A 26371-nucleotide genomic window follows, 5' to 3' on the forward strand; every position below is an offset into this window, starting at 1 on the left:
ACCCCACCACTTGATCACGAAAAGTGCGAAAGTCGAGACAGTCGGCTACACCCAGGAAAAGGTTGCCGAGGAGCTTGGCGTCGACCGAACGACTGTGGTGCGGTGGGAGCGCGCCGAGTCCGAGCCGCAGCCATGGCAGCGTCCGCGACTTGCCGCATTGCTGAAGGTCTCGCCCGAGGAACTCCACGACATCCTGCTCGACGTCATAACCATGTCCGATCGGAGAGCCGGTGAGGATGCGGGCGGCGAAGCCGTTGACCAACCAGAAGTTCAAGCCACACGCGTGGCAACGGAAGGCAACGCCCCGCTGAGCCGGAATACCGTCACGTCCTCCGCCGGAACACTTGACGGCACGGCAGGACTGCCGGGGACGGACCGGGTCGCCCGCGAGTTTGGCGACAAGCTGGCGTTGATCATGAAGGTGACCGATGTCGCTCTTGACGAGGCACGATCAATCGCTCGCTCGGCAGACAACGTAATCGAGCTGGACCTCGACCTCAGTATCGACATCGGAGGAGACGGTCGCGCTTCGCTCGTGTACCGGCATACTGTGGTTAACATCGGCGCTCGTCCGGTAACGAGGCTGGCGCGAGAGGTGTGGTTCAAGCACGCCGAGCCGCCAATCATGATTGAGCCCGTCACGGTCGGCGACACAAGAATGGTCATAAAGCGCCTGCACGACACACCGACGCTCGTCAAATTTGCCTGCCAACTGTCGCCGGCTCTCCAACCTGGCGCCCCAGCGACAGTGCAATACACAGTGACGGGCGGACGGTTCGTTGACGAGTTCTACTGGCGGCAGGCCACTCCCCGGTACGTCCGCCGCCTGACAATCCTGGTTCGTCACAAGGGCGCAGGGCGACTACGCGACTGCACCGCCGTCGAGGAGCACCCAGATGGATCGGAGAACTCAGCAGCCGAGCAGCTACGGTGGGACTACGAAGGCTCCGACCTCGTGGTCACGCTCACCCGCGACCACCTGCGCCCCAACCAGGCCGTGACGCTCAGATGGGAACCCGATCGTGAACCTGCGGGACGAGATTGAACGCGTGCTTCGAAGTTGGGACGCGCACGAACGCCAGCGCGGCGCGACACCGATCATCGACTACGACTTCTGCCCCACTGACGACGAGGCAGAGCCCGCAGGTAGCCGACTTGAGGTCTACGAGCGCCTGGGCGGCCTGCTCGACTCCACGGACCCAGTGGGGAATCGCTACATCATCAGCCGGCTGAACGCGGACCTCGCCTACCTGCGGGCGCTGATGGGTGAACGCGACCCACTACCTACCTATATCGCCCAGACCCAGGGCTGTGCGGCCGCAGGATGGTCTCCCGACTATGTGACGGCTGTCGGCGCGCTGGCCCGCGATGAGCTGAGCGCGTTTGATATTCCGTGGGACGCGTCGACCTCCGAACGTTGGGAGAAACTCGAAGGCCCTCTCACCGTCGACGATGCCGCCACAGCCATCCGCCGGGCCACCAACCAGTACGAACCAGCCGTGCGCGAAGTCGTAGGCACGACGGCTCCGTTCGACCTGGCTATCGAGACAGTGAACGTCGACGCGTACTGGGCCTACTGGCTCGACGGCGCGGGCAGCAACGCACGCCTAAGGCTCAACCTGCGGCACGCCCGATTCACTGAGGTCGTGGCCCGCCAGTTCGCCTTTCACGAGGTCCTCGGGCATGCCCTACAAGGGGCAAGCATGTACGCGCGGGCCAGTCAGGACGACGTCCCGTGGGTACGGCTGCTGTCGGTCCACGCCCCACAACAGGTTCTCTTTGAAGGACTCGCTCAGGCGCTGCCGCTGTTCGTCGTGCCCGACGATAGAGAGCTTGCAGCACGAGTGCGGGTCGCCCACTATCTTCAGCTCGTTCGGGCGGAGCTACACCTCGCCATCAACGCCGGCGCATCGGCCTCCGCTTGCGCCGCCCACGCCAGGGACCGGGTGCCGTTCTGGGACGATGCGCAGATCGCTGACGCGCTCAGCGACCGCGGAGTCAACCCGCAACTGCGCTCGTACCTATGGGCATATCCTGCCGGGATCGACTGGTTTGTCCGATTGGCCGACGATGAGCCCGTCCTCGGCCGCGACATCTTGCACGCCGCCTATCGCGACCCGCTCACCCCGGCGGAACTCGCCGCCTTGTGGCCCACGGGTCCTCGGGTCGGTGGCACTGGCGGAGATCAGCGATGAGCTGCGTAGAGCGGTGGCTCGACACCGACCACCTGCGACGCGCCGCCGACACCGCCGGCGGCCAGGACGCCTTCGACGCCTCCATCGGCGGGATGCTCGGAGTTGAGCACCAGCAGCCGAAGATCCATGTGGGGCGTTGCGGGTATCCAGTCCGCGGCAAGGTCTGCCGTGAACCGGGCCAGCACACGGACCAGCAGGCGGATCCGTTCGCCTCGTCGACGTAGCTGGCCCAAAGCGCCAGCTCGTGTGGCGAGCAGGCGCTCGATCGCGTCGCCCAGGTTGGCGCCAGCCGAGCGTACGCCCCGCTGCCGCCACGAACGCCGTTCCACCGTAAGGATGCAATGGCGCGATCCGGATACACCCGCTTGCCCGGTCCAGTAGAACGGGCGGCATGGCCACTCTGATGCAACCGACCGGTGCGCGTGCCTCCTGTACGGACTGGTCGTCGTGACGAGTTTCGTCGTGGCGCCCGTCGTTCCACCCAAGGTTGGCTTGTCACGCGGACGGCTCCCCGTCAACGGATCCGGGGGCGCCGGGTCGCATCGGCGGGTACCGGTCCCCCAGTTGGCTGCGCGGCGCGAACGGTCGTCGGTGTATGCGATCGCGATCGCGATCGCGACCGCGGACGTCCGCGGGCGCGTCTCCGCTCGTGTTGTCCTCGACGCCCTGGGCTGGATGGCTGAAACGCGGATCGCGATGCGGGAACAGTGCGGACTCGTCGTGGCCATCGCTGACGTTGACGGCCAGGCTGCCGTGTCCGCGCTGGGTCGCCTGCAACTGCCCTTGCCGGTGCGGCGCCGGTGCCGCTTGGATGCGGGAACCCGAGTCCTCAGGGTCGCCGACCCGTCACGGGCGCGGTTGGTCCTGCCTCCCGTGGCTAGCCTCGAAGTGATGATCAATTGCTACTACGCCGAGGTGTTCGGCGACACGCTATGAGCGCCGAGACGCCGACTTCGGGCCGGCCCGAGATCGATGCGGCCCTGGTCCTGCTGGCCAAGCTCGGCGTCTCCCCCGCCGACCTCATCGCCGCGGCAGCCGCCAGCCGGCCGCCGACGCCCACGTTCGCCGAGTTCGTGCCACAGGTCCGCGACGCTGTTCCCGACGGCACCCGCCGGGCGTACGGCTCGTACTGGAACCGCGTAGTGCAACAGTGGGGAACGCGACGGCTCAATGATCCGACCCCGTTGGAGATCGAGCAGCTGGGCAAACAGATCCGGGCCGACCGGGTCGTCCGGCGTAACGGACGCGGCGGCAGTAGCGCGGAAGAGAACTACATCGCCGCGATGCGTTGCCTCTACCAGCGCGCCGTAACCAACGGGCACGTCGCCGCAGCGGACAACCCAGCCGCCAAGGTCGCCAAACCGCGACGGCAGGCGAGTACACGCTGGGCATTGCCGAACGCGCGTCTCGCGGAGATCAATCAGGTCGCCGCGACGACCGGCAATGACCCGCAGCTGGACTTGCTGCTGCTGCGGTTCCACACGGAGACGGCGTGCCGGCGCGGCGGCGCGTTGAACCTTGGCCGGACGGACTTGGACGAGCTGCAGTGTCTCGTACGGCTGCGCGAGAAAGGCGGAACCGAACGGTGGCAGCCGGTGTCACCCACGCTGATGCGCCACCTCGCCGACCATTGGGAGCACCGGGGCGACGGCATTGTCCAGGGTACGGGCCCGCTGTTCCGGTACCGCAACGGTCGACCGATCACCCACAGACGCTACGACTACCTGTGGACGCGCGTCGGTGAGCATCTGCCATGGGCCGCTACCCACGGCATCAGTGCGCACTGGCTGCGCCACACGATCATCACATGGGTAGAACGGACCTTCGGCTACGCCATCGCCCGTGCATACGCCGGCCATACCGCAACGGGCAGCGAGATCGGTGCGACCGGGACCTACATCAAGGCTGACATCAGCGAAATTGCCACAGCCGTCAGTGTGCTCACTGGCGAACCGCATCCACTCGCCGGCCACGACAGCGAGGCGATCCCTATCAGGGTCGGTGGAGTGTGAGGCGTACCTCGGGGTAGGGGGTGTCGGATCCACTCGTCCGGTAGTCGCCGACGGTTCCGTCGGGATGAAAGCCGTGCCGCTGGTAGAACCGGCGGGCGCGGTGATTATCCCGCAGCACCCACACTCTGACCTGTGGCTGCGGCAATACGGCCAATGCCGCGGTCAGCAAGCTGCTGCCCGCGCCGGTGCCCCAGTGGTCGGGGTGGACGTAGCAGGCCCAGATCTCGCCCACGTCCTGGTCGGGTGGGGTGCGGTAGCGGCCGAAGGTGACGTGACCGACCAGGTGGCCAGCTGTCTCGGCGACGAGGGTGACCTCGTCGGCCGCGGGCTGGTCGAGGCGTTCACGGCGCCGTTGCGCCCAGGTGTCGGCGTCGAGACCGTTGAGGAGGTCGCGGGGCAGGATGTGCGCGTAGCCAGCCTGCCAGGCCGCGACGTGCGCTGCGGCTACCGCGGCGCAGTCCTGCGGCCGTTCCGGGCGCACCACCGCTGACGGTGGCGGCGCCGAGGCCGGCGCGTGGCCGCAGGTGTCTACTGCCATGATCGGCGTAGCTGCCACCTCCGTGACGGGCGGTGGGCGCTCGCCGGCCACGTGGTACCCGTCGAACAGCGGGCCGCCGGCGCTGGCGAGGACCTCGCTGGCGACCGCGGCGACCGCGCGGGCGTCGCCGTGCGCGCTGAGCCACCGGTGCGCGAATGCGGGATCGAGGTCCCGCAGCTCCCGCACGATCCACTTGCCGCCCCCACGCCAATGGCTGGCCACGTCGCACGCCAACGTCGCCGCCGCCAACCACGCCGCTGTGGTGATCGCAACGGTCTCGCCTGGGTCGACGCTGTGGGTCAGATCGTCGAGCAGATCGGTCAATCCGTATCGGGCACGCCGCAACTCATCCTCCTGCACCGGCGGCGGACCGGCGACGAGAACTTGCTCGCAGCGGACCCGTAGGTCATCGAGGTCCGGACCGGCACCGGTGACCGGGGCGCCCTCGGCGATCATCCTCTGCAGGGTGGGTTGCCGACCGGCCATGCTCTTCGCGAGGTACACCTCCACGCTCGCCTGGTCGTGCACGAACAGTTCCACCGGCCAGCCCTGCCAGAACAGCGACTGCCGGAACGGAACCCGCTCATCCCCGTCGGGCATCAGGACCACGACATCCAGATCGGACCCGGCCGTGCGGCGCACGGTCACGACGCTGCCGGTCACGACCGCCCATCGGGCGGCCGGAAACCGCTCACGAACAAGGTCACGGGCGTCGGCGACGGGATCACGATCCATGCCAACCAGCCTGACCTGCCCAGGAGCGCAAGCTCAACCGATTTCGTTCACCGTCACGGACGCCGGGCGCGGATGGACCGGGCAGCATGGTCGAGCACGATGCCGTCGGCGGACTGCATCTGGGAGAGCCCGTCAAAGAGCTCATGGCGAAAGGCTTCCCGCGCCGCCTCGGGTAGGGCCAGCCAGAGGGCGTGGACTCCGTGGGATTGATACCACGCCCAGAACGCCTCCGGATTCGGTAGCGGCAGATGCACCTGGACGCGGGCGTGCTCAGAGGCGCGGAATCCCACGTCGGCGGCGATCTGCTCGGGATGCCGGATGCGAGCGGCCTCATGTTCGACCCGCCGCCCGAGCTGCGCGACGCGACGGTGGAGGAGATCGTTGATACCAGGCTGGCCTACAGTCCCATCGATCCTCTGTGACGGAAGCACCCCGCTCTATCTGATGAGTAAGGTTGGCCCTATCGACCGTCGACGTTGGCTTCACCTGGTGCCACATGACCTAGCCAGGGGCAGGCGGTGGGCACGATGGCATTGCAGTCTTCCCATGTTGCCCAGCCGAGGCGTTGGGCGACGCCGGCCAGTTCCGCCGGGTCGCGGTGGGCGAGGTGCCGTCGCAGCAGCGGATCGTCCGGGTCGCGGTACGCGCGCATGAGCCAGCTGTAGAGGCGGCCGCCGTGGACGTCCTCTGTGCTGGCGTCACGGAACACGCCTGGTGTCAGCAGGACCAGGCAGCTGCGGTCCGGTCGCCGTTGGTTCAGCGGGCTCAGCAGGGTCCTGTTCGGCTCCAGCAGGACGTCGATGTTGCGGGCTATCTGGTTGCGTAGCACGTCGAACAGGGTGGACGTGCTGGCGTCTGATAGGACCTTCGCTTCGAAGGCCACCGCGACGCCCGTGTCGGGCGCGATCAGCAGTGCGTCGACCTTGGTGGCGCCTTCGACGCGGAACCGTGCGGCCACGGCGGCCTCGCGCAGGTACGGGATGAGCACCCGCTCGTCGAGATGGTTGCGGAGCCATGCCTTGTACGACGGCGGGGAGGGCAGGTTCACCTCGAAGTACAGGTGCATCGGTCCGGCCAGGGCCTGCTCCCAGGTGGGGTGTGCCGGCGCCGCGACTCCAGCGCGGGCCAGCAGGCCACCGAACCGGTGGGCCCGTTCGTCGACGGGTTGGGCGTGGTAGAGCGTCATCAGCGCGCACATGATCCAGAAGCGTTCATCCTTCTCGACCTGACGGCCGTGGCGTACATCCTTGTCGCTGAGCCGCTTGCCGGAGCGCACCAGGTCGGCGTGGGCGGCGAGCCGGGCGAGCGAGTCGAGGTAGTACCGCAGGTGCCGGTCCTCGTCGAGGTCCGTGCCCTTGACCGTGCAGAAGTGCTGGCGGATCTGGTCGTCGGTGAACGGGAGGTACACGGCGTTGAGGCCGCCGTCGGCGCCAGGATGGCGCGTCGGCACGACGACGGACACCAATGGTCTCGACGGTGCCCGCTTCGTTGACTGTTCCCGCCGGGCGCCCGTGGCGATCAACCAGTCGATCAGGTCCCGTACGGTCACGAACGACCCCACGCGTTCGGGCGTGACCGGATCGCCGATGTCGAGCCGGAATTCGTGCTCCCAGGTCCCCCGGACGTTGGCCGGCGTGCAGATCCGCACGGTCTGCGACTTGTCGCCCCACGTGACGTACACGTCGCGGCCCTCGACCACGAACCGTTGGGATTTCATGTCGGCACGGCGCGGAGCGGGACGTTGACGAGGTCGCGGATCTGGCCGGTGACCGGCTCGACGCCGTCGACCTGCCGGGCCACCGCGCCGTCCGGGGTCAGGAAGAGCAGCACGCACCGGGGTACGGGTCCGCCGACGGATGCGGTCAGCGCGGCGGCGTAGGCGGCCAACTGCGGGCGGTAGAAGTCGACGCGGGCGTCGAGCGCGGCGACGGGTACGGCGTCGGTCTTGTAGTCGACGACGACGAGCCCGTCATCGTCGCGGTAGAGCAGGTCGATGACGCCTTCGAGGATCCGGTCGCCGACGGCCGCGCCGACGTAGGTCTCGCGCCAGTGGGGTCGGGCCGCGGCCCGGCGTACGACATCGGACGCCAGGGCCGCCCGGGCCAGGGCGGTGACCTCGGCCGAGAACTGGGTGACGCCCTCGGCGAGGGTCTGCGCCGCGACCGCCTCAGGCAGGCCCTTACCTGTGGCGAGGTCGACGGTCTGCAGGACGCCGTGCACGGCCCGGCCGATCGCGGTGCCGTACCGGCCCTTGTGCCACGGCGCCAGTTCCAGGTCCCGGGCGTCCTTCGCCAGGCCGGGGTCGACGGGCTCACCCAGCCGGTCCAGTTCCGCGGGCCGGACCACCGGCGTACGAGCGAGTACGCCCTCCAGCTGGGAGGCGCTCACCGCGACCGACCGGGCGGCGAGTTCGCGCACCGTCGACGCCCTGGTCCGCCACTGGCCGAACGGCGGCGGCGCGGGCACCGACGACGCGGTGGCGGACAGCGGCAGGGCCGCTGGTGGTGCGCCGAATTCGACCGCGTGTGGTGCGCCGTCGCCGCCGTGTGCGAGGAGTTCCGCGTTCGTCAACTGCTGTTCCTCAGGCTGTTCGCGGGATTTGCGGGCCGCCCGGTGCAGGGAGACGACCAGGTGGTCGCGGGCGCGGGTGCAGGCGACGTAGAGCAGTCGCAGCCGCTCGTGGTGGTCCATCTGCTCGTCCAAGGGCTTCGCCAGGTCGTACTCGCGGGTTTGGAGGTCCTTTCGCAGTTTGAATTCGCACCCGCCGTCGCGGGGCCACAGCACCTCAAGTCCGCCGTAGCCGCCACGGCCGGGGCGGCTGGTCATGCCGGAGACGATGACGACCGGGAACTCCAGGCCCTTGGCGGCGTGGATGGTGAGGATCCGCAGGGTGTCGGTGTCGGTTTCGGGGAGGACGGCTTCGGCGACGCGGGCGCCGTCGGCGGCCTGTCGCGTCGCCCAGGACAGGTAGCCGCGCAGTCCGCCGTGGGCGGTCTGCGACCAGGCCCGTGCCTGGTCGATGACGAACCGCAGCCGCCGCCACACGTCGCGGGGGCGGGGCGAGTCCGTGCCGACCTCGAACATGCGCCGGTCGGCGACGATGCGTCCCAGGACCTCGCTGGGCGACAACCAGGTGCGGTCGCGGTGCAGTTGAAGTAGGTACGCGACGGCCCGCGCCACCGGATGCGTCGCGTCGATGTCGTCCGGTCGGGGGGCGAGGATGTTCCACCGGCCGCCGCCCTGATGCCACGTCCACAGTTCGTCGTCGCCGCAGCCGAACAGTGTGCTGCGCAGGGCGCTGACCAGCGCGAGTTGGTCGGACGGGTCGTCGGCCGCGCGAGCCGCGAGGAGCAGGTCGCGGATCTCCCGGGTGCGGTAGACCAGCGAGCTGGCCTCGGCGTGGTAGCCGATGCCGGCCGCGTCGAACGCCTCCTCCAGGTAGGGCACGCTGGTGCGGGCGGGCACCAACACCGCGATGTCGGCCAACCGCACGTCGCGCCAGCCGCCCTGCCCGTCGTCGACCTGCCACCGCCGCGCCAGCATCGCGGTCACGGCGGCGGCGACGTCGGCCGCCTCCAGACCGCGGACCTGGTCCGCGTCGGGACCGTCCTCGTGTTCGCGACCCAGTGTCAGCACCGTCGGCCCTTCGGGCGGCCCGGGCCGGTACGGGTTGAGCGGTTGGTACTCAGGCTGGGAGCCGGGCGTGGCGACGATGAGCCGACCGAACGTGTGATTGATCCACTCGACGATCGGCGCGCCGGTGCGGAAGTTCGTGTTCAGTACGACCCGGTCGCCGAACACCTCCTGGGCGCGCAGGTAGGTGGCGATGTCCGCGCGGCGGAACCGGTAGATCGACTGCTTCGGGTCACCGACCACGAACAACGAACCCTCGGGTACGGGCACGTCGGTCCAGTCGTCGGCGAAGGCGCCCGCGCCGCCGGCGATGCGGACGGCCAGTTCGACCTGGATGGGATCGGTGTCCTGGAACTCGTCGAGCAGCAGCAGCCGGTACTGTTCGCGCAGCCCGGCCCGCACCGCCGGCCCGTACGTGGGGTGGCGCAGCAGGTCGCGGGCCAGCACGAGCAGGTCGTGGAACTCCAGCCGGCCCTCGTCGCGACGGGCGGCCGCGGCGTCGAGCGTGGCGCGGGCGATCCGGTGGGCCAGCAGCCGCAGTGCCGCGTCGCAGACCCGGCGGCGCAGGTCGGTCACGTCCGCCACGAAGGTCTTGCACTCCTCCTTGAGCGTCGGCAGGTCACAGGTCCAGTTGCCCTTCTGCCCGTAGCTCCACTTGAGCTGGCTCGCCTCGGTGAGGACGGCCAGCCGCGCCGCGTCGTCGGTAGCCTGGTTGAGCCGGTCGACCCAGGTGGCGAGCGCCGTCAGGTGGGGCAGGAACTTGTCGGTGTCGTCCCGGCACTGGGTGACGTGCGCGGCCAAGGCCTGAGCGCGGGCGACGAACGGTGCCGCCGACACCGGCGGGATCGGCGCGGCCGGTGTGGCCAGCACCCGTGCGGCCAGCAGGTCCCAGTTGTCGCCGAACGCGCGGTACATGGCCCGCAGGTCCGGCAGGCGGACGCCGGCGGCGAACGCCAGCGGCAGCGCGTGCGCCAGGTCCGGATCGTCGAGCAGTTCGGCGCGCAGCGCGGTCCACCGCTCGTCGAAGGCGACGCCGGAGGCGACCTCGTCGAGCACGTCGATGAGCGGCGGCAGGCCCACCTGGATGGGGTGCTCGATGAGGACGCGCTGGGCGAACGAGTGCAGGGTCCCGATCGCCGCGCTATCCAGATCTTCGAGGGCCCGCGCCGCCCGCGCCGCCCGTTGCGGATCCGCCGCGGACGTCTCGCGTTCGAACCGTGCCCGCAGCCGGTCACGCAGCTCGGCGGCGGCCTTCTCGGTGAACGTGACCGCGGCGATGTGCCGTAACGGTACCGGTGGTGACCCTTCCAGGACGGTGTTGACGACACGGCCCACCAACGCGTGGGTCTTGCCCGAACCGGCGCCCGCGTCGACGAAGAGCGTGGCGTCCAACGCCCGCGCGATCCGGTCGCGGGCCGACGCGTCGCGTAGCTCACCCATCGTCGGCCGCCGACGGTTCCGTCAGGCGTACGTAGTCGGCCAGGCGGGGGTCGTGCCGCTTGCGGGTCCACCGTTCGCGGTGCTCGCCGACGCCGAGGCCGTCCGGTTCGCAGTAGCGGCACGTGATGAAGCCGCCGAAGCTGTCCTCGGGTGGCGGTCGGTGTGGGAACAGCCCCGCCGACATGCCGTCCACGATGATCGTGAGAACCCGGGTGTACTCCCGCTGCACGTCCGGGGTCAGCGGGAGGTTGACGCGCCGGCGGTCCTTGCCGAGGAACCAGTACTCGGCGCTAACCGGCCCGGCCGGCACGTCGAGCGCGGCCCGGGCGGCGTACGCGTACACCGGCAGTTGCAGTTTCGTGCCGCCCAGGGTGGGGTTGGTCTCGCTGAGTTTCGTCAGGTCCCGGGCCCGGCCGGTCTTGTAGTCGACGATCACGAGGCCGTCGCCGACGCGGTCGACCCGGTCGGCGCTGCCCCGGAAGCGGATCACGCGCCCGTCAGCGAGCGCCACGTCGAGCGGCTGCTCGCCGCGCAGGCCGAACATCAGCTCGGAGCGCACCTGACGCCGGCCGGTCTCCGCCCGCACCCGGTCGTCGTCGTCGAGAAGCGTGTCGAGGTCGGCCAGGATGCGTGCCTTCTCCTGGCGCCACAGCAGCGGATGCCCGGTGGTGCCGTGCGCCACGAAGTCCTCGGCGACGTCGGCCGCGATCTGGCGTAGGCGCGCGCGTTGGTCGGCGTTCCAGGGGGTGGGGCCGGCGGGCACGGTGCCGGCGTCGAACTGCTCGCGGACGAACCGGTCCAGGGTCTCGTGGATGAGGCTGCCGACGTCGCGGGCCGAGATCTGCAGCAGTTCCTCGGGCGAGTCGATCGGCTCGACGCGCAGCATCGACCCGACGAAGTAGGCGTGCGGGCAGGTCGCCCACCGCTCCAACGAGGTCGCCGACACGATCCGGCCCTGTGACGGGTCGGGCAGATCAAGGCCGGCGAGGTCGCCGTCGAAGCGGGTCAACCGGCCCGCGGCGTGCCCGCGGCGCATGGCGATCGCCGCGGCTACCACCTCATCGTCGGGGAGCGCGTCCACGACCGCGCCGGCGGACAGGCATGCGCGGGTCCGCCACTCCTGTTCCGTGGCAAGGACGTCGGCGCTGGTCAGGCTGGCGGTGAAGGACCGTGACTCGGCCAGGCCGGGCACGTCGGCCCAGCCGGTCGCCTGCACCTGGTCGTCGCCGGCCAGCGCGCGCAGGCTCGGCAGCAGCCAACGGGACGGCAGTCGCGGGGCGCTCTGGCGCAGGTCACCGCGCGGGAACGAGACGAGACAGTCAGGTGCGGCGGCCAGCGCCGCGAGTAGGTGCCGGTGGACGCGGTCGACCCGGTCCCGGGACAGCGGCAACTGGCCGCCGGCCAGCGCCCGCACCCGGTCGGGCAGCAGCGCGTCCGCGCGGATCCGGCCGGGCACCAGGTCCTCGGCCACGCCCACCACGATGACCGCGTCAACGTCCAGGCCCACGGCGGCGGCCAGCGGGGCCAGCAGCACTCCCGTACCGGCGCGGCCGTACCGGGGCAGGTCGTCGGCGAGTTCCAGGTCGAGGGTCAGGCGCAGCGCGGTCAGGTCGGCGTACTCCTCGATGCTGTCCAGGCTGGCCAGACCCTGCAGCGTACGGGCGATCCGGTCGGCGGCGCGGGCCTCGTCCTCGGGCAGCCACGCCTCGCCGTCAAGGTCACCCACCAGCGCGGCGAAGGTCTCGACCGCCCACCGCGACAGGTCCGGCCACGTGTGCAGGCTCGCCCCGTGATGGGAGCGACGTCGCAGGTCACCGACGAACGCGTGCAGCTCCATGGCCGTGGTCGCGTCGCGTTCCCGGCGGTCGATGAGCCACTGCCGGGGTTCGTCGGCGGCGCGCTCCGCGTCGGCGGACGCGTGCAGGTGCGCCGCGTAGGACTTCAACCTGGTGTCCCACTCGTCGCCGGCCACCACTCCCGCCGCCCGCGAGATCCGGTCCCACCGGGCGGCCGGTACCCGATCACCGTCGGCGTTGCGTACCGGCGCCGCCGACACCAACGACAGCACCTCGTCACGGCGCCACCGGTGATCCGGCAACGCCAACAGGTCCAGCATCGCGCGGGGCAGCGTCCGTTCGAGGGTCGGCCGCACCCCGGCACCGTTCCAGACAATCCCGGCCGCGTCGATGTGCTCGGCCAGAATCCGGGCGTACGGGTCAGCCGCTCCATACAGGACCGCGACGCGGTGTGCCGGGATGTCGCGCAATGTCGCGGTCAGTTCCCGCACCGCGCAGCGGACCTCGTCGTCCGCGTCGGACGCGTGCGCTATCCGCACGGCGGTCGGCTGCGCTATCGACGGTGCATCGTCAGTCGACACGCGTCGGATCGTGCGGTGCACGGCCGCGTCGGCGCGCTCGTGTCCGGCAAGGGCAGCGATCACGGTGAGGTCCGTGTTCACGACGAGCTGGCCGACAAAGGGGCCCGGTGCGATGTCCTGCGGCAGGAACATAATCACCGCGCCTATCTCAGCGCCGTACGCCGGATTGGTCTGTAGCGCGATGGCGGCGGTCTCCCGCAGGCTGGTCACGTCGTACCAGTCATCGGCGAGCAGGTTCACCACCCGCTGATGGAGTAGCCCCACCTCGCTCGCCACCGGGTCACCGCTGTCGACAATGGCCGCCAGGCCCGCGTCGTCGACCTCGCGGAGCTCCCGGTGCGCGGCGACCAGAGCCCGCACCGTGGCCGGGTGCGCGGCAACCGGGGCGAACACCCCCGGCCGCTCGGCAAGGACGCGCCGCCAGGCCGCCGTAAGAACGCCGTCGGTCACCGGCCGGCGGCCACTGCCGACCAACGCCGGGGCGGCCAGCCGCTCCGCGAGTCGATCCACGGTGAGCACCGACAGCCCGGCGACCCCGGACCGGCCGTCCAGGCCCCGTGCGAGCGCGCGCCGCACCGCAACACCGCACAGGTGGGACGGAACCAGGACCGTCACGGGGTTGAGCGGATCGTCATGCTTGAGAGCTGTCACGGTCGACCGGAGCGCCCCGTAGGCCTCCTGGCCGTACCGTGTCCACACCACTGCCAGCGCCGGTCTATTCATCGCCAGCCCTACGGTCGGTCGTACAGATGAACCCCAACCAGCGGCAGACCTACACCGATCTTGACGATACGCCGCAACGACCACGGTCCGCGGCCAATCGTCCGACCTCGTGCCCGCCCGCGAATTCCCGAATATGGGGTGCCAGGCCCATCGGGCGGGCACGCTAAGCGGTGGAGGAAACCATGCGGGTACGGATCCATCGCGGAGCCCGCGAGATCGGCGGCAGTTGCGTGGAACTACAGGCGGCCGGCGAGTCGATCCTGCTCGACCTGGGGCGGCCGTTGTGGGCGACCCCCGACGAGCAGGTCCCGCTGCCACCGGCCGTCGGTCTGGGCGAGCCCGGCCCACTCCCCCGCGCGGTGATCATCACCCACGGTCATCAGGACCACTGGGGACTGGTCCCCCAACTACCCGACGGCGTGCCGGTATGGATCGGCAAGGCCGCCGCCGACATCCTGCGCGCCGCCGAGTTCTGGGGAACCGGCATCGACCTACGCGAGCAAGGCCATCTCCACGACCAGCAGACGGTGACCATCGGACCATTCACCATCACCCCGTACCTGGTCGACCACTCCGCGTTCGACGCGTACTCCCTGCTCGTGGAAGCCGATGGGCGGCGGCTGTTCTACTCTGGGGACCTGCGGGCGCACGGCCGCAAGCCCGGCAGTTGGCGGCGCCTGTTGGAGTCACCACCGCAGGATGTGCACGCCATGCTGCTTGAAGGCACCAACCTGCGCGACGAGCACAGCCCTGGCGAAAGCCTGACCAGCGAATCGGCTGTCGAGACCGACCTCGCGGCCACGCTGCGCAACGCCAACGGCCTGGTCGTGGTCCTCAGCTCGCCACAGAACATCGACCGCATGGTCACCGTCTACCGGGCCGCCCTCCGCGCGGACCGCGACACGGCCATCGACCTCTACGGCGCAGAGGTAGCGGTGGCCACCGGCCGCGACACCATCCCCCGACCCGCCCCCGACTGGCCACGGGTACGCGTGTACATGCCGGTCCGCCAACGGGTACGCGTGAAAGAGTCCGGCGAGTTCCACCGGACGGAGGCCGTCCGCGCGCACCGGATCTTCGACGAAGACCTCGCCGCCAGCCCGGGCAGCTGGGTGCTATGCGGGGCCTATCAGTGGCACGTACCCGCGATGATCCGGGCCGGGCTCCTCGACGGCGGGGTTGTCGTGTGGTCCATGTGGGACGGCTACCTCGTCGAGCCGTCAGGGCAACGGTTCACCGCCCTGCTGGCCGAACACGGCGTGCCGATGCATCACCACCACACCTCGGGACACGCAGCCCCGGCCGACCTGCAGGCGCTGATCGCCGCGGTACAACCGGCGACCCTGGTGCCCATCCACACAGACGCGCCGCACCGCTACGCCGAAGTGCTCGGCTACACCGCCACCCTCCACGACGACGGAGCGTGGTGGACGGTCTGACTGCCGGCCCGACGGGCGACGAACCCGGTGACGATGAACGTTCTGCCAACTGACTGCGTGGCTGAACTGACCCCTTCAAATCAGTCGGCGGCACACGGTACGCGCTGGTCAGCCTCCTGCCGCGACTTTCTCTGATCTTGTCCGTTTCGGCGCCGCTTTCGATGTGATGGCAGGTGGACGCGCGGTCATACGACGGGGCGCGCTGGTGCTTGGCACTGGAGGCCACTATGAGGTTGGAGGATCTCGCTCCGCGGATTCGGGTGACGGGCATCGTCCCGGGCGAGCCGGTGATGATCGTGGCGGTGAACTGGCACGGTTCCGACGCGGTCGAGGTCACCTACCGCACCGATTCCGGCCAGTTGCGCGACCGGTTGATATTTCGCAGCGAAGAGGAGTCGCTTCAGCTTGCGACGACGGCGGCTCGGCCGTTTGATGCCGACGCCGCTGACTTCAAGTTGGCAGCTGAGGCGCAGCGAATCCGGCTGGCGGGGATCTACGATCCGATGCTCGCGGTGACGACCAGCGACGTGCGGCCGTTGCCGCACCAGATTCGTGCCGTGTATGGCGAACTGCTACCGCGTACCCCGTTGCGGTTCCTGCTCGCCGACGACCCCGGCGCCGGCAAGACAATCATGGCTGGCCTCTACATCAAGGAACTCCTGCTGCGCGAGGACGTTCACCGCTGCCTGGTCGTGGCCCCAGGTGGCCTGGTGGAACAGTGGCAGGACGAGCTGTACTTTAAGTTCGGGCTGCGTTTCGAGATCCTCTCCAGTGGCCTGGTCGACAGCTTGGTCGCCGCGTCCGTGTTCGACGGTCACCCCCTGCTGATCGCCCGGATGGACCAGTTGGCCCGCAACGCGGACCTGCTCGACCAGTTGTCGGACACCGACTGGGACCTCGTTGTCGTCGATGAGGCCCACCGGATGGGTGCCCACTACTTCGGGGCGAAGCTGGAGAAGACGAAACGGTTCCAGCTCGGCGAGCTGTTAGGTGCGCGCACCCGCCATTTCCTGTTGATGACCGCGACACCACACTCGGGCAAGGATGAGGATTTCCAGCTGTTCCTGAGTCTGCTCGACGCCGACCGGTTCGCTGGCCGGTTCCGTCGTGGCGTGCACGGTGACGACACAACCGGCGTGATGCGCAGGATGATCAAAGAGGATCTGTTGACGTTCGAGGGCAAGCCCCTGTTCCCCGAACGGGTGGCGCAGACCGTGCCGTACGAGTTGACCGCGGCCGAGTCCGAGTTGTACGACCTGGTGACCCAGTACGTGCGCGAGGGCATGAACCGGGCCGAACGGCTCGACGCAAAACGTCGCAACACGGTGGGCTTCGCGCTCACGGTGTTGCAGCGCCGGCTCGCGTCGAGCCCAGAGGCCATCTACCAGTCGCTGCTACGGCGTTCGGAGCGGCTGCGTCGCCGCCGCCACGAGCTGCTGACTGGCGGCCCAACGGGTGACGCCGGGCTGCTGCGTGACGGTGAAACGCTCGACGATCCAGACGAGTACTCGGTCGAGGAAATCGAGCAGGTCGAAGAGGAGCTGGTCGACGCCGCGACCGCTGCGCAGACGCTGGCAGAACTCGACGCCGAACTGCTCGAACTGGCCGACCTCACCGCGACCGCGAAACGGGTCCGGGACACCGGCGAGGACCGCAAATGGGTGGAACTGCGCCAGATCCTCGACGGGCACGCCCTCGGGTCGTCACCGTCCGGCTCACCTCGAAAAATCATCATCTTTACCGAGCACCGTGACACGCTGACGTACCTCACCGACAAGATCCGGTTGGTGTTGGGTCGGGCGCAGGCGGTCGAAGCGATCCACGGTGGTGTGCAGCGTATCCAGCGGCGTCAGATCACCGAGGAGTTCACCAAGAACCCCGACTGCCGTGTGCTGCTGGCCACCGACGCCGCCGGCGAAGGCCTCAACCTGCAGGTCGCCCACCTGATGGTGAACTACGACCTGCCTTGGAACCCCAACCGCATCGAGCAGCGTTTCGGGCGCATCCACCGCATCGGCCAGACCGAGGTGTGCCGCCTGTGGAACCTCGTCGCCAGCAACACCCGCGAAGGCGAGGTCTTCACCCGCCTCCTCCACAAAATCGAAGAACAAAGGCAGGCGTACGGCGGGAAGGTTTTCGACGTGCTCGGGCTCGCGTTCAGCGAAACACCGCTACGACAGCTGCTCGTCGAGGCCATCCGCTACGGCGAACAGCCAGAGATCCGGGCCCGCATGCACCGCGTCATCGACGACCAGGTCGCCGACGGCGTCAAGGAAATGCTCGCCGACCACGCCCTCGCCCACGACGCTCTCGCCGAAGCAGACATCGCCGAGTTGCGCCGGCAAATGGACGACGCCCGCGCCCGGCGGCTGCAACCGCACTACATCGAATGGGCATTCCGCAACGGGTTCAGCCGCCTCGGCGGCCGGATGGCCAAACGCGAACGGGGCCGGTTCGAAATCAGCAACGTACCCGCCGGAATCCGCGCCTCGACCCGCCGTGGCCCGATCCCGACCCGCTACGAACGGGTCACCTTCGACGTGGCCGCCATCGAACCCCCGGACGATGTACGTGCGGACCTTCTCGCACCCGGCCACCCGCTGCACGACGCCGTCGCTGAACAGACGATCCTCCAATGCGGCCAGGCACTCGCCCGCGGCACCGTCCTGGTGTCACCCACCGTGGATCGCCCGGTTCTGCTCGTAGGCGTAATCGAGGAAATCATCGACGCCACCGAAGCGCCGATCGCCCGCCGCTTCGGGTATGCCTACGTCGAAGCGGACGGCACGGTCACCCCAGCCGGCCCGGCGCCCTACCTCGACTGCGTGAGCGCCCCAACCACGCCAGCGATCGACAACGCGCGGGCACTGCCCTGGCTGGCCGACGCGGAGGCCAGGGCCACTAGCTGGGTCGTCTCCACCCAACTACCCGCGTACCTCGCCGAGATCGGCCCACGGAGACTGGCCGACCTTGGGCGTACCCGCGACCACGTCACCACCCGCCTCAACCACGAAATCAACCGGCTCGCCGGTGAGGCACTGCAAGCCGACGAACAAACACAACGCGGCACCAAGCCGCGTGAGAGCGCGGAAAGCCTGACCCGCAAAGCGGCCGACCTCGAAACCCGACTCGAACGGCGCCTCCACGAACTCGACCGGCAAGCCCACCTGTCACCAAGACCACCGCGCGTCCTCACCGCCGCCCTCGTGCTTCCGCTGTCATCCGTCGAGGACGAGTTACCTGAGGACGCGCCCATCCACGCACGGGAAACCAAAGAAGTCGAACGACGCGGCGTTGACCTCGTGATGAGCACCGAACGAACACTCGGCCGGCGCCCCACCGAGCAGCCCTTCAACAACCCGGGATTCGACATCCTGTCCGAAACCTCCGATCGCCCACCCATCCGCATCGAGGTCAAAGCCCGCATCGACGGAGCCGACGACTTCTTCGTCACCCATAACGAGATCGTCCTCGGCCGCAACGCCGCCCCGCACTATCGACTGGCCATGGTCCGCGTCGACCCCCGTGGTCCCCAACACGACCAGGTCCGTTACCTCAACGACCCGTTCCAGAACGTCGAGATCGGCGGCTTTCCCACAACGGGCATCCGGGCAGAGTGGGGCAGGAACTGGGCGTCCGGACGACCACCGTTCTGACAAACATGCCCGTCACCTGCGGCAATGCGCCACGCTGTCCCTAACGAGCGACCACGACCGTCCACGGGGGCGGCGGCACCGGAGGTCGACCATGGACACGCCTGCCCATCGACCAAAACTGATCGAAGTGGCACTCCCACTCGAGGCCATCAACCGTGAATCGGCCCGCGAGAAATCCATCCGCCACGGCCATCCCTCTACTCTTCATCTCTGGTGGTCGCGCAAGCCACTCTCAACCGCCCGCGCGGTCCTTTTCGCGCAACTCGTTGACGACCCCTCCGGCCGGCCCGACCGATTCCCCACCGCCGATGCCCAACAGGCAGAACGCGACCGGCTGCATGACATAATCAAACGCCTCGTCGTGTGGGAGAACATCAGCGACGAACGACTGCTCGCCGAGGCACGCGCGGAAATCGTCAACTCGTGCGACGGCAACCCGCCACCGATCCTCGACCCGTTCGCCGGTGGCGGCAGCATCCCCCTCGAAGCCCAACGGCTCGGCCTAGAAGCACACGCATCCGACCTCAACCCAGTCGCCGTGCTCATCTGTAAGGCCCTCATCGAGATCCCACCCAAGTTCCGCGACCAGCCGCCGGTCTTTCCCGACCTGGCCGGAACGCGACTCGGCTGGTCGGGCGCCGAAGGGCTCGCCGCCGACGTCCGGGCATACGGCGAATGGATGCGCGACGAAGCCGAACATCGCATCGGCCACCACTACCCCAAAACAACCCTGCCCGACGGGACCAAAGCGACGGTCATCGCCTGGATCTGGGCCCGCACCGTCACCTGCCCCAACCCCGCCTGCGGCATCGAGATGCCCCTGACATCAAAGTGGTGGCTGAGCAAGAAGAAGGGCAAGGAAGCTTACGTCCTCCCCACCATCACCACTGACCCAAACCACCCCAGCGGCAAACGCGTCACCTACACCATCGGCCATGACCCCACCCGAGAAGTACCGGACGGCACTATGTCAGGGCGTAGGGGAGCGGTATGCGTTAGCTGCGGCTCGGTGGCTCCAATGCCATACGTTCGTGGCGAATTCGCATCGAAGAAGCACAGTGCCGCCATCCTGTCCATCGTGGCTGAAGGCAGGGGACGAAGGGTTTATCTGCCCCCTGACGAGGTGCACCGCTCGTGTGCAGATGTCGTTGCTCCAACATGCTCCATCGAAGGGGAAGTGGCGGACAATCCGCGATGGTTCTCACCTCCCATGTACGGACTCACGAACTTTGCGGACCTGTTCACTAACCGGCAGTTGGTGGCACTGACGACCTTCAGCGATCTCGTCGGCGAGGCGCGCGAACGAGCACTCAAAGACGCACTTCACGCCGGCAAGCCGCACGGCGAACGCCTCGAATCCGGCGGCGCAGACGCCGACGCCTACGCGGACGCCATCGCCACCTACCTCGGCATCACAGTCTCCCGCAGTGCCGACCGTTGGTCGTCGATCTGCAGTTGGGATACCACCCGCGACACTGTACGGAACGTGTTCGGGCGTCAAGCGATCCCCATGACGTGGGACCTGGCGGAGGCCATGCCGTTCTCGCAGTCATCGGGAGGCTTTGCGGGCCAACTGAACTGGGTGGCGAAGGTGCTCGATCTGACGCCGAAAGGTGCGGCGGCATTCGCCACGCAAGAAGACGCAATGGTGGACGAGTTTCGCGGCCTTCTTATCAGCACCGACCCGCCGTACTACGATAACATCGGATATTCGGACCTCTCGGACTTCTTCTATGTCTGGTTGCGGCGCACACTTCAGCCGGTGCACCCGAAACTGCTCGGCACGCTTCTCGTGCCAAAGGCGCAGGAGTTGGTCGCCAACCCGTATCGCCACGGTGGCAAGGAGTCTGCGCGCCAGTTCTTTGAACAAGGGTTCCGTGCGGTGTTCGAACAGGCTCGGCGTTCGGCGTGGCCCGATCTTCCGATCACGGTGTACTACGCCTACAAACAGTCCGAGGGCAGCGGTGACGACGCCGTCGCTTCCGCTGGTTGGACGACGCTACTCGATGGCATGATCCAATCACGCTGGATGATCACCGCAACATGGCCGATGCGCAGTGAACTCGGAAACCGAATGCTGTCACAGGGCACAAACGCTCTTGCGTCGTCGATCGTCCTGGTCCTCAGACCACGTGCGGACGATGCCCCGAGCACGGATCGTCGGGGGTTTATCGCCACGCTGCAAGCTGAGCTTCCCCAAGCACTGCGCGATCTTCAGCATGGACTGATCGCGCCGGTTGATCTGCCGCAGGCAACCATCGGACCCGGCATGGCGGTGTTCTCTCGGTACGCGTCGGTGCTTGAGGCCGACGGTTCCCAGATGTCGGTTGGCTCAGCGTTGGCGCGGATCAACGAAGTACTTGACCAGGTACTGAATGAGCAGGAAGGCGACTTCGACAGCACGACCCGGTTCGCGATCTCGTGGTTCCGTCAGCACGGCTACGCCACGGGCAAGTTCGGCGACGCCGATAGCCTTGCCCGATCGCGCGACACGGCGGTCGACGCCATCAGCAGGGCCGGCATCCTCACCAGCCATGCAGGCAAGGTCACTCTGCTGCGGTCAAAGGATCTCCCTGAGGTGTATGACCCACTGTCGGATGATCGGATCAGCGGGTGGGAGGTTACCCATCACCTGATAAGGGTTCTTGAGTCTGAGGGGATCGCGGCTGCAGGTGCGTTGCTGGCTCGCGCTCGGTCACGACCCGACGGTGTCATCGATCCGGATCTTGTCAAAGAGCTGGCGTTCCTGCTGTTCCGTGTCGCGGATGGCAACCGGTGGGTGTCCGACGCGGTGTCGTTCAACACGTTAGCGACGTCATGGGCCGACATTGTCGACGCTTCGCAGGGTAGAGCCGTTGCGGTTAAACAGCCGCTGCTGGACCTTGACGAGGAGGAGTGATGGCGACCTCCAACCGGGACCGCATCGGGCAAATGTTTGATCTCCTGTCACCGGCTCTGGACTCATTCATCGCCGCGATGGTGGCGTCCGATCTGCCGACGGGCGTGCCGTGGTCGACCCTGGTGAAGGGGCGCGACGAGATCAAGGGCATCGGGGGCAAGGACTACGACACGCGTGATGTTCAGGTGCAGCTACGGATGCTGACAGAGAACATCACCGGCCAGATCAAACCGGGCTGGCAGCCGTTTCGGGGGCAGCTAAGCCGGGTCCACGAAAGCTACGCCCAGGAGTTGCGCGACGCCCGGGACCGGTGGGCGCACATGAAGTCGTTCACCGACGACGACGCCTACCGCATCCTCGACACCGCCGAGCGGTTGCTGACCGCGATCGGCAACGCCCTCGCCGCTGACCAGGTAGCGAAGGTGCGGCTGAACCTGCGTCGGGTGACCGCGGACAAGGACGACCGCCGCACCCTGCGGTCGGCGGCGGCGGTTCCGGCCTCGGCTGGTCTCAAGCCTTGGCGGGAGGTATTGCAGCCGCACGAGGATGTGGCTACGGGCAACTTCCAGGCCGCTGAGTTCGCCGCCGACCTGTACAAGGTAGCCGAGGGCGCAGCCAGCACCGACTACACCGATGCTGTCCGGTTCTTCGTCCGTACGTACGTCACGGAGGGTCTGCAGGATCTCATCGATCGAGCGGTACGACGGCTGGCCGGGGATGACAACGCGTCACCGGTGATCAACCTGCAGACCAACTTCGGTGGCGGCAAGACCCACTCGATGCTGTCGCTGTGGCACCTCGCGAGTGGGCGCCCACGCGGTGACTTCCCGCAGGAGCTCCAGGAGTTGCTCGGCCGGTGCGGCTACGACAACATTCGCGGGCCGGTACACCGGGTGGCACTGGTGGGAAACCATTTCGCCCCGTCGGGCGAAACTAAACCCGACGGCACCCGCGTAAACACGCTCTGGGGCGAACTCGCCTGGCAGTTGGGTGGCAAAACCGCGTACGCGATGGTCGCCGACAGCGACGCCCGCGCCACCGCACCCGGCGGAGCCCTACATGACCTCCTGGCCGCGTACGCGCCGGCGGTGATCCTCATCGACGAGTGGGTCGCCTACGCGCGCCAGCTCTACGACAAGGACACCCACGCCGGCGGCACGTTCGACACCCAGTTCACGTTCGCGCAGGCACTCACCGAGGTCGCCAAGGGCACCAGTGGCGTCCTGCTGGCTATCTCAATCCCAGCCTCACACAACCCGGATCAGACGCCGGTGGCCGGTGTGGCCGAGGAGGTCGGCGGCGAGTACGGCCTCAAAGCATTGCAACGTCTGCAGAACGTGGTCCGCCGGGTGGCCCACCAGTGGCACCCGGCCTCATCTGACGAGGCGTACCACATTGTGCGCCGCCGCCTGTTCGTCACCCCCGACGCCGAAGCCCTCGCCGGGATCGGTGCTACCGCCCGCGCGTTCATCGAGTTTTACCGCAAACACCCCGATGACTTTCCCCGCGAGGCCCGCGACAACGACTACGAGACCCGCATCCGCCACACCTACCCGGTCCATCCCGAGCTGTTCGACCGCCTCTACGAGGACTGGTCCAGCCTTGAACGCTTCCAACGAACCCGCGGCGTGCTACGGCTGATGAACACCGTCATCCACGCCCTGTGGGTCGGTGAGGACACCGCACCGCTGATCATGCCCGGGTCCATTCCCCTGGCGTCCGCCACCGTCAACAGCGAACTCACCCAGTACCTGCAGGACAGTTGGAAAGCCATCATCGACGCCGACGTCGACGGCCCCAACTCCGAACCCGTAAAGATCGACAACGCGCGGCCGGTGTTCGGGCAACGGTCGCTGACTCGACGTCTGGCCCGCACCGTGTTCTTCGGCGCCGCCCCAACTATCGGCACCGCCCACAAAGGAATCGAAGCACAGCGGCTGTTCCTCGGCGTGGCTGTCCCCGGCGACGTGCCCGGCAACTTCCACGCCTCGCTTACCCAACTTGCCGACAAGACCACCTACTTCTACACCGGTGCCGGCAAGTACTGGTACGACCTGCAGGCCAACATCTCCCGGCGGGCCAAGGACCAGGCCGAGCGGCTACACCCCGAAGACGTCTGGGCCGAGATCGTCGAGCGGCTCAAAGGACAAGCCAAGACCCGCGGATCGTTCGCCGGTGTCCACGTCTGCCCCGACGACACTGCCGACATCCCCGACACCGACGAAGCCCGACTGATCATCCTGCACCCGAAGGCCACCTACCAGCGCAAAGACCAATCCAACACCGCCATGACCTTCGCGCACACCGCGACCGAACACCGCGGCACCGCCAACCGCACCTACCGCAACATGGTCGTCTACCTCGCCGCCGACGCCGACCGCATGGCCGAACTCGACACGGCCGTTCGCGAGTACCTCGGCTGGTCCGACGTGATCGACAAGCAGGACGAACTCGACCTGACCCAGAACCAGAAAAACCAGGCCGCCGAGAAACGCCGCCAAGCCGACCAGACCGTTGGTAGCCGTCTGCTCGGTACCTACCACTGGGCGCTTGTCCCGGAGCAGCCCAAGCCTGATCAGCCGTTCACCATCCGTGCCGTCAAGGCCGAAGGGCAGGCGGCAGCGCTCGCCGACCGGGTCAGCCAGCGGCTCGGCAACGACGGTGCGCTCACCACCCAACAAGCTCCCGCCACCATCCGCTACGCCCTCGACCATGTGGTCCCGACCATGTGGGCCAACGGACATGTCCAGGTCGGCGACCTGTGGAAGGTGTACGCGTCCTACCCCTACATGCCGCGCCTGCGCGACCGGGTCGTCCTCAACGCCGGCCTCACCGCCGCCGTTCTCGTATGGCACTCCGACGGGTTCGCCCTCGCCGACGGCTACGACGAAACGTCCCACCGCTACCGCGGGCTGCTGCTCCCCAACGACCACGTCGGCACAGCCATCACCGACTCCACCCTCGTCGTACAGCCTGACATCGCCCAACGGCAGCACGACCAGGAAGTCGTCAGTGAGGTGCCGGAGCACGGCACGACGCTCCCACCTGCGGGTCACCCGCCCGGACCAACGCCCCCATCCAGCGGGCCACCCGCACGCACCAATGACAAGACCCGCTACTTCGCCACCAAACAGCTCAGCGCCGACCGGTACGGCACCGACTTCAAGAAGATCGCCGACGAGATCATTGCCCACCTGGCCGCTGTCTCGGACGTCCACCTCGCCGTCCGGATCGAGATCGAAGCCACCACACCCACCGGATTCGACCCGAACCGGGTACGCACCATCTCCGAAAACGCAACAACCCTCAAATTCGAACAATCCTCGTTCGAGGAAGCATGAACGCCGGCCAGCGGCCGCACTGTGGGCGCTCACAGCAATTACGTGACCCCACTTCAGGCGACTCGCGCCTACAGTGAGCTTGCCCTGGTAGCCGTCAGTGAGGCACCGGCCTGGGCGGTGCTCCGATTCGCTATAGCGTCTTGAAGTTGGTCGGTAGCGCGTCCGGGTCCATCTCGCCTAAGCGGCCTGCCTGAAGTCTTGTCCGTAACCGTCGGGGAGCCAGGGTGAGGTCCAGGGCGCGGTGGTGGTGAGCATCTGGGCGGGGGTGTGGTGGCGGAAGAGCTCGTGGGTTTGCCGGACTCGGTCGGCGATGGTGGCTGGCGCGGTGTTCGCGATCCATGCCTTCATCGCGGCCCATACTCGTTCGGTGGGATTGTCCTGAGGGCTGTATCGGGCTCCGTGCAACAGGTGTAGCCGGGGGTGGGCGGCCAGCCAACGGCGGGTGATCTTGCTGTGGTGCACGGAGCCGTTGTCACAGACCACCGCCACGACCGGTGCGTCGGGGTAGGCCTGCAGGAGCATGTCGAGGAAGTAGCAGAACACCACTGATACGCCCTTGACCGCGATGTGGTGGTGCACCATGCCGGTGACCAGGTTGACCGCGCCGAACACGGTGCGGCGACGGTTGGTGCCCGGCGTCATGATCCGGTGCCGGACGCCGTAGGGCATCCAGGTGGCCCGGACCCGGGCGAGCAGGTCGAGGTGGGTTTCATCCTCGGCCAGCACGACCGACCCGGCCGGTAACGCGCTGATGCGGGCGCGGATGTCGGCGCAGATCTGGTCGCGGTCGGGTTCGCCTTTCGCGATCAGGCGTGGCCGGCACCAGCGGGCTTGTTCCCGGATGCGCCGGTAGCAGGTCCGCAGGCTGATCTTCGGTCGCCCGAGTGCCCGCCAGATCCGGGCGGTCGTCCATGCCTTCGGCGAGGCCAGGAGTGCGGTGATGCGTTGACCCAGATGTGGTGAGCCGATCCGGGGACGCCCAGGGCGTGGCCGGTCGGGCAGTCCGCCGATGCCTTCGCCACCGTGGCGGATGATCCACCGGCGGACCGTCTTCGGGTGGTAGTGCAGCAGGTCACCGATATCGGCCGGCGTCATCCCCTGCGCGGACAGCAGCACCATCACGGTACGGGTCGCGACCCGCCACTGCTGGTGCAACGAGGCGAGCAGCAGGTGGTACTGCTCATCGGAGACGTTGGCGTACACGTGCGTGGGGCGCATACTGGCGACGACCTCGTCGTGGTCTGGACTCTGTGTGGTAACCGAATCCAAACCCCGACGAGGTCTTCATGTACGCACCTGCATCAACGCGGGCGAGTTACGGACATAACTTCAGGCAGCCTGCTTAGGAACTGCCGAGGAATAACTTGAGCTTTTGGCGGTGCG

At 68.0% G+C, this 26371-nt stretch carries 15 protein-coding genes; 10 read left to right on the forward strand and 5 right to left on the reverse strand.

Features of this window, described 5'->3' with window-relative positions:
• From ABD211_RS31955 to ABD211_RS31975, 5 genes are all read left to right on the forward strand, one after another.
• The coding region (locus ABD211_RS31955) for a helix-turn-helix transcriptional regulator (protein WP_344140083.1) at positions 1-1045 on the forward strand (1045 nt) is incomplete at its 5' end.
• Entirely contained in the window at positions 1023-2195 is a 1173-nt protein-coding gene (locus ABD211_RS31960) for a hypothetical protein (protein ID WP_344140085.1), read from the forward strand. The genes ABD211_RS31955 and ABD211_RS31960, both read left to right, overlap by 23 nt.
• A complete protein-coding gene (locus ABD211_RS31965) occupies positions 2192-2419 on the forward strand; it encodes a hypothetical protein (protein WP_344140087.1) in 228 nt (75 codons plus the stop codon). Before ABD211_RS31960 ends, ABD211_RS31965 begins: the two co-directional genes overlap by 4 nt.
• Positions 2420-2786: 367 nt before the next feature.
• Positions 2787-3131: an AbrB/MazE/SpoVT family DNA-binding domain-containing protein gene (locus ABD211_RS31970; protein WP_344140090.1), complete on the forward strand. Its 345-nt coding sequence runs from the start codon at positions 2787-2789 to the stop codon at positions 3129-3131.
• Positions 3128-4207, forward strand: coding sequence for a site-specific integrase (locus ABD211_RS31975; protein WP_344140092.1), 1080 nt, complete (start codon positions 3128-3130; stop codon positions 4205-4207). The genes ABD211_RS31970 and ABD211_RS31975 overlap by 4 nt, the downstream gene beginning before the upstream one ends.
• Here the strand turns inward: ABD211_RS31975 and ABD211_RS31980 are convergent.
• Positions 4188-5480 (reverse strand): GNAT family N-acetyltransferase, encoded by a 1293-nt coding sequence (locus ABD211_RS31980; RefSeq protein ID WP_344140094.1) that lies wholly within the window; start codon positions 5478-5480, stop codon positions 4188-4190. The genes ABD211_RS31975 and ABD211_RS31980 overlap by 20 nt on opposite strands.
• 248 nt (positions 5481-5728) lie before the next feature.
• Here ABD211_RS31980 and ABD211_RS31985 point away from each other — a divergent pair, with 248 nt between their 5' ends.
• On the forward strand, positions 5729-5902 hold the full coding sequence (locus ABD211_RS31985; RefSeq protein WP_344140095.1) for a hypothetical protein: 174 nt from the start codon (positions 5729-5731) through the stop codon (positions 5900-5902).
• A gap of 38 nt (positions 5903-5940) precedes the next feature.
• Here the strand turns inward: ABD211_RS31985 and ABD211_RS31990 are convergent, their stop codons facing one another.
• From ABD211_RS31990 to ABD211_RS32000, 3 genes are read right to left on the reverse strand one after another with little or no spacing between them, the layout of a single operon-like run.
• The gene (locus ABD211_RS31990; RefSeq protein ID WP_344140097.1) at positions 5941-7197 is read right to left on the reverse strand and encodes a hypothetical protein; all 1257 of its coding nucleotides are present in this window, start codon (positions 7195-7197) and stop codon (positions 5941-5943) included.
• Positions 7194-10553: a UvrD-helicase domain-containing protein gene (locus ABD211_RS31995; RefSeq protein ID WP_344140099.1), complete on the reverse strand. Its 3360-nt coding sequence runs from the start codon at positions 10551-10553 to the stop codon at positions 7194-7196. The genes ABD211_RS31990 and ABD211_RS31995 overlap by 4 nt, the downstream gene beginning before the upstream one ends.
• Entirely contained in the window at positions 10546-13545 is a 3000-nt protein-coding gene (locus ABD211_RS32000) for a PD-(D/E)XK nuclease family protein (protein WP_344140101.1), read from the reverse strand. Before ABD211_RS32000 ends, ABD211_RS31995 begins: the two co-directional genes overlap by 8 nt.
• Before the next feature lie 290 nt (positions 13546-13835).
• On the opposite strand from ABD211_RS32000, the gene ABD211_RS32005 reads away from it, so the two are divergent.
• The 4 genes from ABD211_RS32005 to ABD211_RS32020 all read left to right on the forward strand — a co-directional run bounded on the left by ABD211_RS32005 (position 13836) and on the right by ABD211_RS32020 (position 24988).
• Positions 13836-15092, forward strand: coding sequence for an MBL fold metallo-hydrolase (locus ABD211_RS32005; RefSeq protein WP_344140103.1), 1257 nt, complete (start codon positions 13836-13838; stop codon positions 15090-15092).
• Positions 15093-15352: 260 nt separating this feature from the next.
• Complete coding sequence (locus ABD211_RS32010) at positions 15353-18748, forward strand: helicase-related protein (RefSeq protein ID WP_344140105.1); 3396 nt, start codon at positions 15353-15355, stop codon at positions 18746-18748.
• Positions 18749-18839: 91 nt separating this feature from the next.
• Complete coding sequence (locus ABD211_RS32015; RefSeq protein WP_344140107.1) at positions 18840-21647, forward strand: DUF1156 domain-containing protein; 2808 nt, start codon at positions 18840-18842, stop codon at positions 21645-21647.
• A complete protein-coding gene (locus ABD211_RS32020) occupies positions 21647-24988 on the forward strand; it encodes a Swt1 family HEPN domain-containing protein (RefSeq protein WP_344140109.1) in 3342 nt (1113 codons plus the stop codon). Before ABD211_RS32015 ends, ABD211_RS32020 begins: the two co-directional genes overlap by 1 nt.
• 177 nt (positions 24989-25165) lie before the next feature.
• Here ABD211_RS32020 and ABD211_RS32025 read toward each other — a convergent pair whose 3' ends face one another.
• Positions 25166-26206: an IS630 family transposase gene (locus tag ABD211_RS32025; RefSeq protein ID WP_344140111.1), complete on the reverse strand. Its 1041-nt coding sequence runs from the start codon at positions 26204-26206 to the stop codon at positions 25166-25168.
• Between the last annotated feature and the right edge of the window lie 165 nt (positions 26207-26371).

The sequence above is a fragment of the Luedemannella flava genome (assembly GCF_039528515.1).
GTDB classification, from domain to species: Bacteria; Actinomycetota; Actinomycetes; order Mycobacteriales; family Micromonosporaceae; genus Luedemannella; species Luedemannella flava.

Bases quoted from the DNA above. Each gene is read 5' to 3' on its own strand.
- ABD211_RS31965 (WP_344140087.1), top strand. From the start codon at position 2,192: ATGAGCTGCGTAGAGCGGTGGCTCGACACCGACCACCTGCGACGCGCC.
- ABD211_RS31975 (WP_344140092.1), top strand. From the start codon at position 3,128: ATGAGCGCCGAGACGCCGACTTCGGGCCGGCCCGAGATCGATGCGGCC.
- ABD211_RS31980 (WP_344140094.1), bottom strand. From the start codon at position 5,480: ATGGATCGTGATCCCGTCGCCGACGCCCGTGACCTTGTTCGTGAGCGG.
- ABD211_RS31985 (WP_344140095.1), top strand. From the start codon at position 5,729: ATGCACCTGGACGCGGGCGTGCTCAGAGGCGCGGAATCCCACGTCGGC.
- ABD211_RS31990 (WP_344140097.1), bottom strand. From the start codon at position 7,197: ATGAAATCCCAACGGTTCGTGGTCGAGGGCCGCGACGTGTACGTCACG.
- ABD211_RS31995 (WP_344140099.1), bottom strand. From the start codon at position 10,553: ATGGGTGAGCTACGCGACGCGTCGGCCCGCGACCGGATCGCGCGGGCG.
- ABD211_RS32005 (WP_344140103.1), top strand. From the start codon at position 13,836: ATGCGGGTACGGATCCATCGCGGAGCCCGCGAGATCGGCGGCAGTTGC.
- ABD211_RS32015 (WP_344140107.1), top strand. From the start codon at position 18,840: ATGGACACGCCTGCCCATCGACCAAAACTGATCGAAGTGGCACTCCCA.
- ABD211_RS32020 (WP_344140109.1), top strand. From the start codon at position 21,647: ATGGCGACCTCCAACCGGGACCGCATCGGGCAAATGTTTGATCTCCTG.
- ABD211_RS32025 (WP_344140111.1), bottom strand. From the start codon at position 26,206: ATGCGCCCCACGCACGTGTACGCCAACGTCTCCGATGAGCAGTACCAC.